At 40.2% G+C, this 16,034-nt stretch carries 13 protein-coding genes and 1 pseudogene; 4 read left to right on the top strand and 10 right to left on the bottom strand.

Annotated features, from left to right (window positions below; all coding sequences use genetic code 11):
* The first annotated feature begins 25 nt into the window (after positions 1–25).
* A complete protein-coding gene (locus KZC02_RS09615) occupies positions 26–901 on the top strand; it encodes a DMT family transporter (protein ID WP_221393904.1) in 876 nt (291 codons plus the stop codon).
* Positions 902–989: 88 nt separating this feature from the next.
* On the opposite strand, the gene KZC02_RS09610 is transcribed toward KZC02_RS09615, so the two are convergent.
* The 6 genes from KZC02_RS09610 to KZC02_RS09585 all read right to left on the bottom strand — a co-directional run bounded on the left by KZC02_RS09610 (position 990) and on the right by KZC02_RS09585 (position 9,922).
* Positions 990–1,784, bottom strand: a complete 795-nt coding sequence (locus tag KZC02_RS09610) for a PhzF family phenazine biosynthesis protein (protein WP_221393903.1) — start codon at positions 1,782–1,784, stop codon at positions 990–992.
* A gap of 130 nt (positions 1,785–1,914) precedes the next feature.
* Positions 1,915–3,465, bottom strand: a complete 1,551-nt coding sequence (gene treA / locus KZC02_RS09605; protein WP_221393902.1) for an alpha,alpha-trehalase TreA — start codon at positions 3,463–3,465, stop codon at positions 1,915–1,917.
* Between the two features lie 197 nt (positions 3,466–3,662).
* Complete coding sequence (locus tag KZC02_RS09600) at positions 3,663–4,604, bottom strand: M20/M25/M40 family metallo-hydrolase (protein WP_221393901.1); 942 nt, start codon at positions 4,602–4,604, stop codon at positions 3,663–3,665.
* Positions 4,605–4,698: 94 nt separating this feature from the next.
* Complete coding sequence (locus tag KZC02_RS09595) at positions 4,699–7,659, bottom strand: glycoside hydrolase family 3 N-terminal domain-containing protein (RefSeq protein ID WP_221393900.1); 2,961 nt, start codon at positions 7,657–7,659, stop codon at positions 4,699–4,701.
* 109 nt (positions 7,660–7,768) lie between these two features.
* Positions 7,769–8,956, bottom strand: a complete 1,188-nt coding sequence (gene chrA / locus KZC02_RS09590) for a chromate efflux transporter (RefSeq protein WP_221393899.1) — start codon at positions 8,954–8,956, stop codon at positions 7,769–7,771.
* A gap of 9 nt (positions 8,957–8,965) precedes the next feature.
* Entirely contained in the window at positions 8,966–9,922 is a 957-nt protein-coding gene (locus tag KZC02_RS09585; protein WP_221393898.1) for an isopenicillin N synthase family oxygenase, read from the bottom strand.
* A gap of 89 nt (positions 9,923–10,011) precedes the next feature.
* Between KZC02_RS09585 and KZC02_RS09580 the strand changes: the two genes are divergently transcribed.
* The 3 genes and pseudogenes from KZC02_RS09580 (at position 10,012) to KZC02_RS09570 (ending at position 11,454) form a co-directional block, all read left to right on the top strand.
* Complete coding sequence (locus KZC02_RS09580) at positions 10,012–10,815, top strand: glycoside hydrolase family 25 protein (protein ID WP_221393897.1); 804 nt, start codon at positions 10,012–10,014, stop codon at positions 10,813–10,815.
* Between the two features lie 91 nt (positions 10,816–10,906).
* Positions 10,907–11,185: pseudogene (locus tag KZC02_RS09575) on the top strand (type II toxin-antitoxin system HigB family toxin).
* Between the two features lie 11 nt (positions 11,186–11,196).
* Positions 11,197–11,454, top strand: coding sequence for a type II toxin-antitoxin system HigA family antitoxin (locus KZC02_RS09570; RefSeq protein ID WP_229254121.1), 258 nt, complete (start codon positions 11,197–11,199; stop codon positions 11,452–11,454).
* A 176-nt stretch (positions 11,455–11,630) separates the two neighbouring features.
* Here KZC02_RS09570 and KZC02_RS09565 read toward each other — a convergent pair whose 3' ends face one another.
* The 4 genes from KZC02_RS09565 to KZC02_RS09550 all read right to left on the bottom strand — a co-directional run bounded on the left by KZC02_RS09565 (position 11,631) and on the right by KZC02_RS09550 (position 15,930).
* The gene (locus tag KZC02_RS09565; protein ID WP_221393896.1) at positions 11,631–12,689 is read right to left on the bottom strand and encodes an agmatine/peptidylarginine deiminase; all 1,059 of its coding nucleotides are present in this window, start codon (positions 12,687–12,689) and stop codon (positions 11,631–11,633) included.
* Between the two features lie 188 nt (positions 12,690–12,877).
* Positions 12,878–13,468 (bottom strand): hypothetical protein, encoded by a 591-nt coding sequence (locus tag KZC02_RS09560; RefSeq protein WP_221393895.1) that lies wholly within the window; start codon positions 13,466–13,468, stop codon positions 12,878–12,880.
* A gap of 18 nt (positions 13,469–13,486) precedes the next feature.
* On the bottom strand, positions 13,487–14,584 hold the full coding sequence (locus tag KZC02_RS09555) for a hypothetical protein (RefSeq protein ID WP_221393894.1): 1,098 nt from the start codon (positions 14,582–14,584) through the stop codon (positions 13,487–13,489).
* 158 nt (positions 14,585–14,742) lie between these two features.
* The gene (locus KZC02_RS09550; RefSeq protein WP_221393893.1) at positions 14,743–15,930 is read right to left on the bottom strand and encodes a histidinol-phosphate transaminase; all 1,188 of its coding nucleotides are present in this window, start codon (positions 15,928–15,930) and stop codon (positions 14,743–14,745) included.
* Positions 15,931–16,034 lie beyond the last annotated feature (104 nt).

Below are 16,034 nucleotides of genomic sequence, written 5' to 3'. Positions count from 1 at the left end.
TTTTGAAATAAAATTTAATTTTAGTGTGAAAAACATTGGTATTGGTCTTCTCTTCTCCATTTTGTGGGCTTCTGCTTCGGTCGCAACCAAATTCGGTGTTCAATCTGCTCCTCCTTTAATATTGGCAAATGTCCGCTTTTTTATTGCCGGAGGGTTGTTGTTAGGTTTTTCTTATGTTTTTACAAGAGATCCATCCTATCGTTTGCCTGACAAAAAGGAATTTTTTCAGCTTGCTTTGTTCGGATTTCTCAATACAACGCTTTATTTAGGGCTATACGTGTATGCGATGAAATTTACTGCGGCGGGAATCGGCAGTCTGGCTGTTTCTATCAATCCGCTTATGATCGTTTTACTTTCCTCATGGTGGCTAAAACGCAGTCCAAAAAAGGAAGAATGGTTTGGTATTATTTTGGGAATGACCGGAATTGCCATAGCGACATATCCGCTCCTGCAAAACAGTTTTACAACACTTACTGGTGTAATATTATTGTTGGTAAGTATGCTGGCAGTATCCGCTGCCAGTGTTTATTATGCTACTGTTCAATGGAAATTACCAAATCTGCTGATCAATGGCTGGCAGGTATTTTTGGGGGGAATCTTTTTATTACCTGTAACACTGTTTTTTGGAAATTTTTCTAATACACACTGGGATACCCAGTTTTGGGGATCAGTCTTGTGGCTGAGCCTTGCCGTATCAATTGTCGGATTGATATGCTGGTTTTATCTTTTACGGATTGATACTGTAAAAGCATCACTATGGCTCTTTCTTTGTCCGCTTTTTGGTTTTTTCTTTGCCTGGTGGTTATTGGATGAACCCGTTACGGTTTATACAGTCATCGGTACTGTTTTGGTAATTGCAGGGTTATATGCAGGGCAAAGAAAGAAATACGTAGGAAAGTAAAAATTCAAGAAAAACCATAAAAAAATGATCTCGCCAGAAGATAGCGGGATCATTTCTTTTTTATTCAGGAAGCTTAAGGAAATTTTAATTAATAAGTTTCCACCTCGATTTCTCCCCGCAGATATAATCTGGCTTGTCCCCCGATTTTAACACGGTCACCATCCAGCTCGCATTTGAGGTAACCGCCGCGTTTGGAAATTTGTTTAGCAGTCATGGTTGTTTTTGCTAATCTATCAGCCCAATATGGAATGAGTGTCGTGTGGGCAGAACCTGTTACAGGATCTTCGTCTACCCCGGATTGTGGAGCAAAAAAGCGTGATACAAAATCCACATCATCTCCCTGAGCTGTAACAATAATGCCGCGAGCAGGAATGGTAGAAAGAACAATGATATCAAAATCCATGTTTTTTACTTCCTCTTCCGAACCCAGAACAACCAGGTAATCAGATTTTCCTTTATATACTTCCTCCATTGTCATCGCATTAAAACTTTCTGCCAGTGCAGGTGGCGGAACTGCAATATGATAATGATCTACCGGGAAGTTAAGTGTCAGCCAGTCTTCGTTAAGTGTTACGGTAAGTTCACCGCTACGAGAATCAAAACGAATAATGTCTTCTTTATAATCGTGTATTTTGAAAATAACATAAGCCGAAGCCAATGTGGCGTGTCCGCAAAGATCTACTTCAATTGTAGGAGTAAACCACCGGATATGAAATCCAGCTTCGGTTGGAACAAAAAAAGCAGTTTCAGCTAAATTATTTTCGGCTGCAATATTCAGCATTACCTCATCCGATAGCCATTCGTTTAGAGGAACTACAGCAGCTGGATTCCCACAAAAAAGGCGATCGGTAAACGCGTCAATTTGGTATATAGGTAATTTCATGAAGATGGTCAATGGGTGTTAATTTACCCCAAGGTATTAAAAAAAATTTCTATTAAATGAAGATCAGTCTGGAAATTTTCAAGATAATTATATGGATGAAGTAAAACCGCACTTGTTGAGATGTTAGCTATTATCTTTTTTTATTTTTCATACGCAGATATACACCATTTGTCCATCCAAAACCTTCCTGGATTTCATATTCGCCTCCGCCGGCAATCAGGTTTGTGTCCGATACATTGTATTTTTCGAGCATTCTTCCAGAATGTTTGAATTCTTTTTCAATCAATGTCAGCCATTCAGCACTTAACTCATTAGCCGTTCTGTGAAAGTTATAATTTCTTAAACCTTTATAAGTTATCCATTGCAGCGGTGCCCATCCGTTGGGTGCATCCCATTGCTGGCCTGACCTTACGAGTGTTGTGAGGAGTCCTCCGGATCTTAAAAAGTTCAGACGTATGTATCCCCGGATATAATGAGATTGTTGTTTTGTAGCGATTTTAAAGAATAAAGGAAATGTTCCGGCAAGTGTAATGGAATTGGTGCATTTCTTTTTGGTAAAATCATAATCCATGTAAAAATTACGCAGATCATCCCAGAAATAAGTTTGAATCGCTTCAAACCGTAACCTTGCCTTTTCCTGATATTCCTGATGCATATCATGCTGTTCGTTCAGAAAATAAGCTTCGGCCAGCGTCTTTTCCAGATTATACATCAGGCAGTTCAGATCAACCGGCAGAATATCCGTTGTATGTATGGATGAAAAATCATCTTCATCTTTAAACCATCTGCTGCTAAAATCCCAGCCGGATTCTGCTGCTGCCCTCAAATGACGGTAAGTTTCCTCTTTTACTGAACGGTACTTTTCTTCTGCTTCGCCGGCAATTTCAAGATCCTCGCCATAAGATTCAGGACGCGGAGTTGCTTTGTCGTCCCAATAACGGTTAAGTACAGCACCCGATGGCATAAAAACAACCCTGCGGTGCGCTGTAAATGGTTCATGCGGAGCATTTCCTGCGTCCATCCAATAATTATATTCCTGCTGTAATTGTGGAAGATATTTTTTGAAAACCTTTTTTCCTTCCATCTCGCTGAATAACCCAACCATCAGCGAAAAGAAAGGCGGCTGGGAACGGGTTAAATAATATGTACGGTTTGCGGTGGGAATATAGCCAAGTGTGTCAATCAGATATGCAAAATTATTGATCATACTTTCGATCAGGTCCGTTCTTCCAGATTCTTTAAGCCCGAGCATAGTAAAATAACTGTCCCAGTAATAAATTTCCCTGAAACGCCCTCCCGGAACTACATATGGAAACGGCAATGGTATAAGTGACCCGCCGCGTTCCTGGTTTTCGGGCTGGCGTGTCAGTACCGTCCATAAACTGCGTATATGTTCTTCGGTAGTACCCGTAATATCTGTTTTAAATTCTGATTTTATTTCACCTGCCTGTCTGAAATGGAGGTTAATGAAATCTATTAAACTAAAATCCGTACCATCCTTTTCATGGTGGTATTTTTCAATGATCAGGATTGGGTCCTCCAACGGAATGCAATCCGCAAAAGTTTTTGAGTCTTTAAAAATGTGCGCCTGCTGAACATCATGAAACAAGGTTCCATAAAGATCCTCGGGTGATACGTAAGGCTGACTATAAGCGAATGCGGGAGCAATGAATCCGTACAAACTATTTAAATTTTAGGCGTTTTTTACAAATTTGGAATATGCAATTCAGTTCCGGAATGTGGATTAGACCGGCGTTTGAAATGCGAAAATTATAATCTCTGGACGATAATATATATGGGAAGTAACTTCCCTAAAATCTTGTACCGAATAAAATGGAAAGTAATTATCCGGTTCTTATTTGTTAACCACTGATAGATTTAATTTTTCACTTCCTGGAACTTCAATTTAGGAAGTTTTAATGCATTTTCAATTAATTGTATTTCAATCAGGAGAATCCCGGATTCAGCAATTGTATTTACTTTGTCAGGATCATCAGTTGGCTTGTGATAATCATCATGGCCGCCGGTATGAAAAAACAGGACAGGGATTTTTTTAGCATAAAAAGAACCATGATCTGATCCGCCACTTCCAGCATTATCTGTAAAAAACTTGGTGTCAGTTGTTATATTTTTAAAAATTCCAGGCCATTGTTCACTCGTACCATATCCGCCAATTCCCACACCACGTTTTGGGTCATATCGGCCAATCATATCCATATTAGCCATAAAATTTATTTTTTCGAGCGGTACTGTCGGATTATCGACAAAATAACGTGATCCCTGTAACCCTAATTCCTCGGCGCCAAAGGCTATAAACAGAAAATTATTAGTCTCCTTTATATTATTTTCTGAGAAATATTTAGCCATTTCAAGCAGTCCGGCTACACCAGATGCATTGTCGTCGGCTCCGTTATGAATTTGCCCTTCGGGTTTTTCTGCTTTCGAGCTTCCCTGCAATCCCATTCCCAAATGGTCAAAATGTGCTCCGATTATAATTGTATTAACGGCACCATTGTCGAGAAAGCCAATCACATTTTTTGTTTCCGGTAGACTGTCCTCTACTATTACGCGCCTTATTTTTGCTGTAAAAGGCTGGTAATAACCGTCAGTTCCGAGCGGCTTAAGTTTCATCTTTTTAAATTGCCTGGCAACATATCCGGCAGCTTTCGCATTTTCCTTACTTCCGGTTCCACGGCCCTTCATTTTGTCAGAACCAAGGTAATTAATGTGTTTAGTGATTCTTTCAGGAGAAGGAGTAATAAATTGAGCGAATGTATTTTTTGTTAAAAAAAGAATTGAAATTATAAGAAGTATTTTCATTTTCAGAGTAAAATTTGAGCAAAATAATAGGTCTTCAAAGAATAATTTAAAGACTAATAAATCAGGATTGACAGCCAAAAGCCAACTGCGGAAGTTATTTCATCAACGCCTCATATACCACGTCCATTATTGCAGTGCGGATACTCAGTTCAGAAATTTTATTGTTGGCCCTGGTAGGGTAGACCCTGTTTGATAAAAAGACATAATTTAATCCCCATGCAGGATCAGCCCAGGTCATAATTCCCGTGTATCCGGTATGTCCGAAACTGGACGGACTCGCATATTTTGGCGCATTGCCTGTGTATTTGAATGATGGTTTGTCAAAACCAATTCCACGCCGGCTTCCCATTTCAGGATACTGGTAACGTGTAAATTCGAAAATCGCGTCTTTACTGATCAATTGCTGGCCGCCATAATAACCTTGCTGTAAATACATCTGCCATACTTTCATCACGTCATTCGCATCACCAAACAAACCGGCATGGCCACTCAATCCGCCCAGCATTGCAGCCGCTTCGTCGTGAACCTGACCGTGAAGTTGTGTCATACGGAAAAATGTGTCCCGTTCGGTAGGAACAATATCTTCCGGTTTATAAAATCTTTTCGGATTGAAAGTCAATGTGTTGGCGCCCAGTTTGTGGTAATAATGATTTTTGAGGTAACTTTCAAAATCTTCACCTGCAAGTCTTTGTACAATCTGGGGATATAGAATAAATGACAAATCGCTGTATACATAACCTTCCTTCTCATTCAAAGGAGAATCCCTGATTGATTTAAAAATCGTCTTGCTGTAATTTTTAAAAATGAACAAACTATCGCCCACAACTGAGGTCGGATAACGTTTTGATTTTTTTGTACTGAAAGTTTTTTTCTTCCATGTACCATCCGGATTTTGTGCTTCTTTCCACAATACAATGAAAGCTTTTAATCGTGCACTGTGAGTAAGCACGCGACGCCATTCCAGGTCAGCCTTATTTGAATTTTTAAAATCGGGCAAATAATCCTTCATGGTTGCATCCAGATCAAATTTCTTCTGATCGTACAAGCTTAATATGGCCAATGTGGAAGCTGTAAGTTTAGTAACAGAAGCCAGGTCGTACAGGTCAGTCAGCTTTACAACTTCATTGCTTTCATAAGTATGTTTTCCATAGGATTTCCTGAAAAATACTTTCCCGTCTTTCGCCAGTTGTACAACACATCCCGGCGTTGCTTTTTGGGTAATTGCTACGTTCGCTATAGAATCAATTTTAAATGTGATTACTTTCGAATCCAGGCCTACTTCCTCAGGTATGGTGTATTTCATCCGTCCGATTGCGGGTGTTTCTATTCCTGCGTTATACGGAAATAAGGTGTTCACTGTGACAGGCAGCTTTCCTTGTGCTGGAATAGCACCGAATATCAGTTGTGCCGACAGGTCCTGTGTATATGGCGTGAGCTGATAAGCCATAATTAATGCTTTGGCTCCTTCCGGTTTTTGCATTTTGTTTAATGCATACGGATTTCCAAACACGGAAACTATGGCTTTGTTCGTTGCAATAAGTTCCTGCAACAGGGCATTCATCGGATCCGTCAAACCATAATTTGTACGCGGAGAAATACTGCTCAGGTGAACACCGACTAATAATAAATTATAAGCCCCCAATTTCGAGCGCAGATCTGCCATTTGTGCTTCGGTAGCTTTGGCAGGAATTGAGAAATGGTCAACAGTTGTGTATAATCCAAGTGTTTTTTGGAATACTGTAATGCTGTCGGCTCCCAGAGAAACAGAAGCAATTTTTAGTGTATCAAGTTCTCTTAACGGTAATATATCATTCTCATTTTTGAGAACAGTTAATGCTTTTTCAGTCAACAACCGGTTGATCAGTTCCGCTGATTTTGGATTTAAATCTTCATAAAGATTTTTCATATCAACAGGCTGATAGTGATTCAACCCTGCCCATGCTTTTGCTTCCAGTACTTTGCGACAGCGGGAATCAATTTCGGCCTGGGAAATACGTCCTTCTGCAATGCTTTTTTTGATCTCAGTAATTGTTTTGGAAACATCCTCGGTAAATTCCAGTACATCCATTCCTGCTTCCAGGCCCATTGCATCCGCTTTTCCATTAGGGAAATATTTGGTAACACCTTTCATATTCATGGCATCAGAATAAATAAGGCCTTCAAAACCAAGCTTGTCACGAAGCAGGCCGGTTACGATCGGTTTTGACAACGTAGAAGGAAGGTTTGGTGTGTTATCGAGTGCAGGGATACTCAAGTGGGCAATCATCATGCCGCTTATACCATTGCTTATCAAAGCTTTGAAAGGATACAATTCCAGAGAATCAATCCTATTCATATCATGTGCTATCAGTGGGAGATCAAAGTGAGAATCTGTTCCGGTATCACCGTGTCCGGGAAAATGTTTAGCGCTGGTCAGCAAGCCGTTTTCCTGCATTCCTTTCATGTAAGCAACCGCTTTGTCAGCTACTTTATATTTATTTTCACCAAATGACCGGAAACTGATCACAGGATTGTTTGGATTGTTATTCACATCTGCGACCGGTGCGAAATTGATATGCATTCCAAGGCGACGCACCTGCTTCGCCAGTTGTGCACCCATTTCATAAATTAAATCATTGTTTCCCTGAATGGCGCCTAATGTCATCTGATAAGGATAGCGAACTGTGCTGTCGATACGCATTGCCAGCCCGAACTCAGCATCCATCGCAACCAAAAGCGGAACTTTCGAAATCGACTGGTAATAATTTGTCAAACGTGCCTGTGGAACCGGACCACCCTGAAAAAAAACAATACCGCCTATTTTATTTTCGCGAATGAGTTTTTCAACAAATGCCGGATTGCTGATTTTTGGGTCAATCACTGCGCGCTTTACATCTGATACGGCAGCTACCATAATAAGTTGTGCAATACGTTCATCGGGAGACAACGAAGCAAAAACAGAATCAACCCATTGACGGTTTTTGTTTAGAAATGCAGGGGATGAACTTATTTGGGCTTTACTGTATTGAAAACACAGGAAAAATAATAATAAGAAGACTATAATAGATTTTTTCATGAAAAAGGATATATGCAGAACCAGTATCCAAAGTTTGGAAAACCTAAGGACTAAAACAATGTAATTGGTGAAGTTATTCAGGAATCAGTTTTTGGCAAATAATAATTGTTTATCTGATAATCAAGCCTAAAAGCAAACCTGCAATAATGATCAGATAAGAAGGTACTTTGGTGAATGACAAAATCAGTAAGGTTCCAATTACAGTTGCAACAGACTGCCAGTTATTGGCCATGGGTTCAAACATGGATATGGCTGCGGCGATAGTCAGTCCACAGCTGGCTGCATGAATTCCCTGTAATGAAGCGCGGATTCCACGATATCTTTTCAACTGGTCCCAAAACGGATAGGCGAAAAATATGAAGAATGTGCCCGGCAGAAATATGCCCGCAGTGGATACGAAACCGCCGATAATCTGTCCGGTAATGCCATGAGGCTGCATGGACAAACTACCTACAAATGTGGCAATGGAAAATACCGGTCCGGGTACAACCTGTGTGAGTGCCATTCCGGAAAGGAATTCCTGTTCGGTCAGGTAATGCTTAAATTCTACAAATTCGTTATATAAAATCGGAATAAGTACTTGCCCTCCGCCAAATACCAGACTACCGTTACGATAAAAGTTTTCGAACAAACGTACTGGCAATGAATTAGTTATTTTACCGACAATCGCAGCTGCAATGAGTACAGAAATCCAGAAGATTATGGGTCGCCAGGCAATTCTGATAGGTCCCCGCTCCATTTTTTCGTGTTTTCTGAAATTCAGAGAGGCTGCAATTCCACCTGAAATGATCAGTACTGGCGTCATATAAGGCGATGGATATAAGTAGGCAAGAATAATTGAAATAATTAAAAAAGACCAGGATTGTGCATCGTGAATTACTTTTCTAGCGATTGCGTAAGCTCCGTACATTAAAAATGCCACAGCCATTGGCCCTACGAATCTTGTAAAGGATAAGGATATTTGATTCTGATTAAGGTAATGAATGCCAATCGCCGCCATTGTCATGAGCACCATCGCCGGAATCGACCAGACGAGCAGAGTCAGGTAAGCAAGAGGCTGCCCGCCTATTTTCAAACCAATGGCAGTGACAGTTTGTGTAGAGCTTGGACCCGGCAAAACCTGGCAAAGTGCCTGTAATTCAAGTAATTCTTCTTCAGTAATGTATTTTCGTTTCCTGACGAGCCGTTCTATCATCATCATCAAATGCACCTGTGGACCTCCAAATGCCGTACACGACAGCAAAAGAATGTCCAACAGGTAAATAAGATAACGAAAGTGCCGGATAGGATGGGCCAATGTGTCGGGTTATTTTTTCAGTCCTAATTCCCTTAGACGTTCATCAAGAAATTCTCCTGCAGTCATGTCTACATACATTTTTGGATATTCAGCAGATATACAGCTTTCAAGGCATTTCAAATCCATATCCGCCCTCGGATGCATAAAAAATGGAATAGAATAGCGGGAAGTACCCATTTTTTCACGGGAAGGATTCACAACCTGGTGAATCGTGGATTTCAATTTATGGTTGGTGAGGCGGTCCAGCATATCTCCCACATTTACAACGATCTGATCAGGCAATGCCGTAATTGCAATCCATTTTCCATCTCTGCGTAAGACTTCCAACCCTTCCGCACTGGCACCCATTAGCAACGTGATCAGGTTGATATCTCCGTGAGGAGCCGCCCTTACAGCTCCCTCAGGCACAAGTTCAGGATTGGGAATTGGGAAATAATGTAAAGCACGAAGCAAACTATCACCGTTTTTTACCTTATCTTCAAAATAGTCTTCAGGTAGTTCCAGATAAATGGCGATCGCACGAAGTAATGTTTTTCCTGCGTTTTCAAATGTTTTATAAACCTCCAGTGTATATTCTTTGAATTCAGGAAATTCGCCGGGAAACACGTTAGCCGGCATTGTGCCAACTGGTTCGGGTTGCCCCACATGGTAAAATTCTTTTAAATCCGCCACTTTGAAACCTTTTGCAGTTTCCTTCCCCTTTCCAATATATCCTCTTTGTCCGAAGAGTTCGGGATGTTCGTATTTTTTCTTTTGTTCGTCGGGAAGTTTAAAAAAGCGCTGTACGGATTCGTATAGCCGTATACGTAGTTCATCACTTAATCCATGATTTTTAACAGCAACAAAACCTATATTGGTAAATGCCGAGCCAAGATCTGCGACAAATTTTTTCTTTTGCTCCGGATCTCCCGATGTAAAGTCCGCCAGATCCAGTGAAGGGACTTCGTTCAATAATGCTGGTTCCATAGTTGATTTTTTTGCAAAGTATAAAACAATCCGTTGTTCATGCAACTAATAGCAACGCCAATTATCATCTTTTTGTACTTTTACATCCTATGGCAAAAAGAATACTTAACACTCCTAAGGTAACAAATCCGAACTATTTAAAGCCGTTACCGGCAAAAGGCTGGGCAATTGTTATCGGAATCGCTATTCTTATCGGTACAATTGTATGGTGGAAAGACAGTACGGACGAAAACCAATGGGAATTCATAAGCAAATTTGGCATAAAACTCCCGCTTAAATACGCCATACACGGCATTGATGTTTCGCACCATAATGCTAAAATCAACTGGGACAAACTGAAAAATTCAAGGACTGAACAAGCCGGAGTTGATTTCGTTTATATCAAAGCAACAGAAGGAGCCACACATCTGGACAGACAATTTCAGCGTAACTGGAGTGAGGCCAAACGGGTTGGAATGAAACGAGGTGCCTATCATTTCTATAATCCAAGAGTCATGTCCGACAGACAGGTGGAAAATTTCATTGGCCAGGTTCGGCTGGAAGCGGGTGATTTGCCACCCGTGCTCGATCTGGAAACCGACGCCAGAAGACCCAATGAAATTATTGTAAAAGGCGTACGTAACTGGCTGGTTCTGATTGAAAAACATTACGGTGTAAAACCCATTATTTACGTCAATGCTCATTTTTACAAGAAATACATAGCCGGAAATTTTGATGATTATCCGCTTTGGCTGGCCGGTTATTCAAGAACCGATCTCAACGATCTGACATTGGATTCAAAGGTTTTATTCTGGCAGCACAGTGAAAGAGGCTGGGCCGATGGTATTAAAGGCTTTGTAGATTATAATGTTTTTTTGCAAGAGGCCGGGGATTGGGAAGGGTTGGGGGAGTAACGCGTTGCAAACGCGAAGCCATGGGAACCCTGCGCGGGCCGCACCGATTGCAAAGCGGTGTTAGCGGATTAATATTATTGCCCGAAAAACATTGCTAGCTTATTGTAATTTATATCTACGTGCTGCCGATGCTTTGAAGGAATGGTATAATGAGATGGCAAATTCTCAGTTTACAAGTTTTCAGGAGTTAAAGTCTGTTTATGGCAATGCAAGTCTGGTGGGAGACGACCGTGTAGTATTTAATGTTATGGGTAATCATTAAAGGCTGATAGTTCGAATGGTGTTTGAATATAAAACAATTCAGATAAAATGGTTTGGAACTCACGCTGAATATGATAAGGTTGATGTGAAAAATATAAAATTTAAATAACTGAAAACGTTATGGAATTAAAACCAATAAAAAATGACGAGGAATATGAAATGATGCTCGACTGGGTTGATAATCAGTTTGACAATGTGCCAGCTCCTGATAGCAGGGAGGGAAATATTTTACAAATTGCTTTATTGATTATTAAAGCATATGAAGATATTTATTATAAAATACCTTCTCCTGATCCTATTGAAGCAATCAAATTGAAAATGGATGAAAAAGGATTGAAAAGTAAAGATCTGGTTGAATGGGTCGGAAGCAAAAGTTAGGTTTCTGCATTACTAAACCGAAAAAAACCGTTGACATTAAAACTGGCAAAACTATTTCATGAGAGGTTAGAAATCCCTGCACACTTTTAAGCTGAAAATTTATGTAATAAGTTGCTCACTCCGATTTGCAATCGCGGTGCTTGTGGTTTAGCGTTTGCAACGCCTTGAAAGTTAAATTAAACCAACGGCTCCTGCTGGCTCAGACAATGGAAACTTCCCTGTCCCCAGATAATTTCTGTCGCTTCTAATGGGATTATTTTTCTGTCCGGAAATGCTTGTTCTAAAATGTCAATCGCAATGGTATCGTTCGGATTGTTGAAAACCGGAACAATCACCCCGGCGTTGGAAATCAGGAAATTGGCATAGGAGCCCGGTGCACGGAAACCATCAATAATTACAGCTTTCGGCATTGGTAATTCGATGATATTTAACTGCTTTCCATTTAACAAGCGCATGGCTTTAAGCATTTTCAGATTGGTTTGCAGGATAGCGTAATTTTCGTCACTCGAATCCTCTTCAACACATGCTACAATGGTATCTTCATTTACAAATCTGGTTGTATCGTCAATATGCCCATCTGTGTCGTCACCCGCAATACCTTCTTCTACCCATAGAATCTGTTCAACCCCATAATAATCATAAAGATGTTGTTCAATCTGACCTTGGTTTAAATGCGGATTACGGTTAATATTCAGAAGACACGATTTACTGGTCAGTAAACTACCTGCTCCGTTAAATTCCACAGCTCCGCCTTCCATGATGATACCCGGATGTACAACTGGTAAATTTAAATATTCTGCTACGACCTGAGGTGTACGGTTATCGTCGTCGTACGGCGGATATTTTCCTCCCCATGCATTATGTCCCCAATCCACGATCAGCTTTTGCTTTGTTTCCGGATTAATCACAAATGCCGGACCATGATCGCGGCACCAGGCGTCATTCGTTGGTTTAATGATGAACTCTATTTTGGACAGATCTACATGAATATTATCGAGTTCAGAAATGATAAAATTTTTCAAATTTTCATCATTGGCAATGATTCCCACATTTTCACCCTGACTGATCGCCTTGATGAACTCAAGATATTGCGGACGCATTTTTGCCAGCCGGTCGCCCTGCCATGAAGCTTCGTTGTGTGGGAAAGTAAGCCAGGTAGCTCGGTGTGGATGCCATTCGGCGGGGAACGTAAATCCGGATTCCTTAGGAGTGGTTAAAAGGCTTTTTGTGGGCACAATAATAATATATAATGAAAATAATGATATTGATTGAGCAGCAAAGGTCGTAAAAATTTATCCGGTCTTACTCTGTTTTCAATGGAATATATGCATTTTACGGATTAAGTTTTATCAAAAAAATATCCAGAGCACCGGTTTAATCCGGGCTTTGGATATTTTAAATTCAGTTTCGGCGGATCAAATGCTTACTGTGCCATCACCATATTATCAACGATATAAGTACCTTCTACCGTTGTCAGATTATATGCTTTCGTTACCTTACGGGCATTTGTTTGAACAACGCCCACTTTCCAGGTTGATACCACTCCGGTTGCAGGCTCATAATGATACAAAACATCGTTTTTAGACAAACTTTTCATACTTTTTTTGCCTTTGTTGGTTTGCACAAGATGGTGCGGAGCTGCTTCCAGTAAGAGTGCAGGCACCAGTTTGGTTTTAATCGTAACGTCATTTGCCGGACGAAGATAAACGGCTGTAAGCGATGAATTCGGAGTATTGTAAACATCGACCTGCTTTACCTGCGTAATTACGCTCTTTCCATTCCGGCACGTTTTTACTTTTTCACCCACCTTCACATCTGCAATTGCTTTGGTACTTCCATCAGCCATGATGACTGGTGCGGTGTCTGAAAAATACTTATGCTTATCTTTTTTCTTGAAAATCCTGAACCTCTTTTCAGACCTGTTGTTGTCTGAAACGGTATTTGCGGATTGTGCAGGTACATTTTGTGACAATAATGCGAAAATGACAATAACAATACTTTTGCGAATGCGCATATTTTTTTAATAATTGTTTTAAGCCTTGGACATTTTTACGAACACTTTACTCAAAAGGTTTGGCAACGCACCTAAGGCAATTAATATTAAGCCGGCTGTTATAAGCGTTGAGGTATGTGCAAAAAACTGACCCGAAGATAATATAGCAAGAATAAGAATAGTTGAGAACGGCAAAGAAAAAGCAATGAGGAGCACTGCCAGTTCAAGATCAAAAGTTCTTTTTTCTCTTGGTACATCTTTCGCATCTTCACGTAAATTGAAAGCGGAAATATGCGCCAGGGGCCAGAAACTTGCTGCACTCAAAGGAATCACAATTGCAAGCAATATCATTGATATATCACTAATGTTAAGTACGTAGATCATTCCTGCACTGATAAGCATTGTACTGCCAGCTCTGAAGAGCAGTATACTTGCAACTATACGCTTTTTGCCTTCTTTTAGTTGCACGGCAAGTCCAATAAATAACAATACCAGCGGAGTCATCATGGCACTGGTTTTATCGAACAGATCAGCTATAACAGGAGGTAATGTTTTGAACGTTACACCTAAGCTCAAAAGAATAATGGCCAGAAAAATAAGTGCGTTGATTGGTTCCTGAAACATACTTAGAAACAAACTTTTGATTTTGCTTCCCATTTTAGCTTCATTTTTTTCTTCACTGTTTTTCAGAAACATATTCATGGCCATGATATACAGTGAAATAAGTACAAAGAACTTATTTCCAACATCGGCCAGGGCAGCAATTGCAAGGCTTTTTTCTCCTAAAAATTCTGCAATGAACGGGAAGCAGGACAAACCCGGTGCAAGTGACGGAATGAGCATCATTAATGTTCTTCCTGTTGGACTGTTTTTCTCAATACCAAATAATGCAAAGGCAAGCGGTGCGGAAAAGAACATCAGGAAATTAAAAACCAGGGTCACTAAGGGAATAATGATCATGGAAGAATCCATTTCAATCTTCATCAGGGAGATAAAGATTGTAGAAGGAAGTGCGACGGACAAAATGATTTCTTTTATGCCATTTGTCTGCTCTTTGTTTTTGAATTTTCCTTTAAGCACAAGGCCCAGGGCAATCAGCAATAGGAGTGTTAGAGTCTTTTGCAATGCATCACTCATGATTATAATACTTTTGGATTATCAAATTTTTGTACTTCATCAGGGTTTAGGGAGGATTTATTAAAATGTTGAAAACCAACTATATAAGATACTATCTAAAATCTATTATATAGTTGGTGTCAAAAGGAAAAAGCCGGGTTTGAGCCCCGGCCTTTGTTTTAACTTAACTGACCAAGAGCGCTTACGAATATTTTCATTTCGTCCATGGTACCTATACTTACCCTGCACCAAGGTTTGTCCTGAATGTCAAAAGTGCGTATCGCTACGCCCTTTTCCATCAATTTCATCATCATTTCCTTGCCAGGTATGGCGATCGGAAAGATTACAAAATTGGTGAATGACGGGATGTACTTGTATCCCAGTTTGTCAAGATTTGAGTACAAATATGCTTTTGCTTCGTGGTTTAGTTTACGGGTATTTCCCTGGAATTCTTTATCGTCCATACTTGCAGATGCTGCAAAGATGGAGGTGTAGGAAATGCCCATTCCGCCACGGGTGATTTTTTCAATCTCTTTAATATATGAAGGAAGTGCGACCATATATCCAACACGGATACCGGCCATTCCCATAATTTTTGAGAACGTACGTGCAACGATTACATTTTTCTTTTGAGTCAAAAGAGAAACCATGCTTTGCGTGTCGGCACCTACTGCAAGTTCAATGTATGCTTCATCAACAAAAACAGGCACTTTTTCGGAAACGCGTGAGCAGAAATCCAATAAGTCTTTTCCTGATGTAATAGCACCGGTCGGGTTATTAGGATTACAAACGTAAACCAGTTTTGTATCTTTATCTATCGCAGCTTCCATAGCTTTCAGATCATGTGACCAGTCAGCTGTACATGGAACTGCTTTCCATTTTGCACCTACCGATTCGGCAACATTAACCAATGACATATAACAAGGATCAGCAGATACAATGTTACCGCCTTTCATAAATGTAACGATAGCTACTTTTTCCAAAAGATCAGAAGATCCTGGTCCCATCATGATATGATCGGCAGGAACGCCTTCTTTTTTAGCAATTTTATCAATAAGGTCGAACATTTCTTTCCATGCATAACGGTTCCCGAACTTTACGGAATCTGCAACTGCTTTTTGGGCAGACATTGGTGGCCCGTAAGGATTTTCGTTAGCATTTAATCTTGCAATAATCTTAGGTGCTTTGAAATCTGCCGGTAAAAAATGTTCCCTCACCATCGGGCTTCTGTAAATACGATTTTCAGGATCCAGGAAAAAAGGTGAGTTAGAAAATGCACCCATGCTAAGGTGAGGTGCCAACGTCATTCCTCCGATTGCCATTAAACCGGATTTTAGTAAGTTGCGACGGTCAATTTTTTGATTCATTATATTAATAGTTAGTAATAGGTGGTTTTTGTTATAATAAATTTTGCAAAAATTATATAACTCAAAATTTTATAAACAATATTTGAAATTAAAAGAAAGTCAGC

It is taken from the genome of Dyadobacter sp. NIV53, from assembly GCF_019711195.1.
Lineage (GTDB): Bacteria > Bacteroidota > Bacteroidia > Cytophagales > Spirosomataceae > Dyadobacter.
This window is presented reverse-complemented; position numbering and strand designations above follow the sequence as displayed.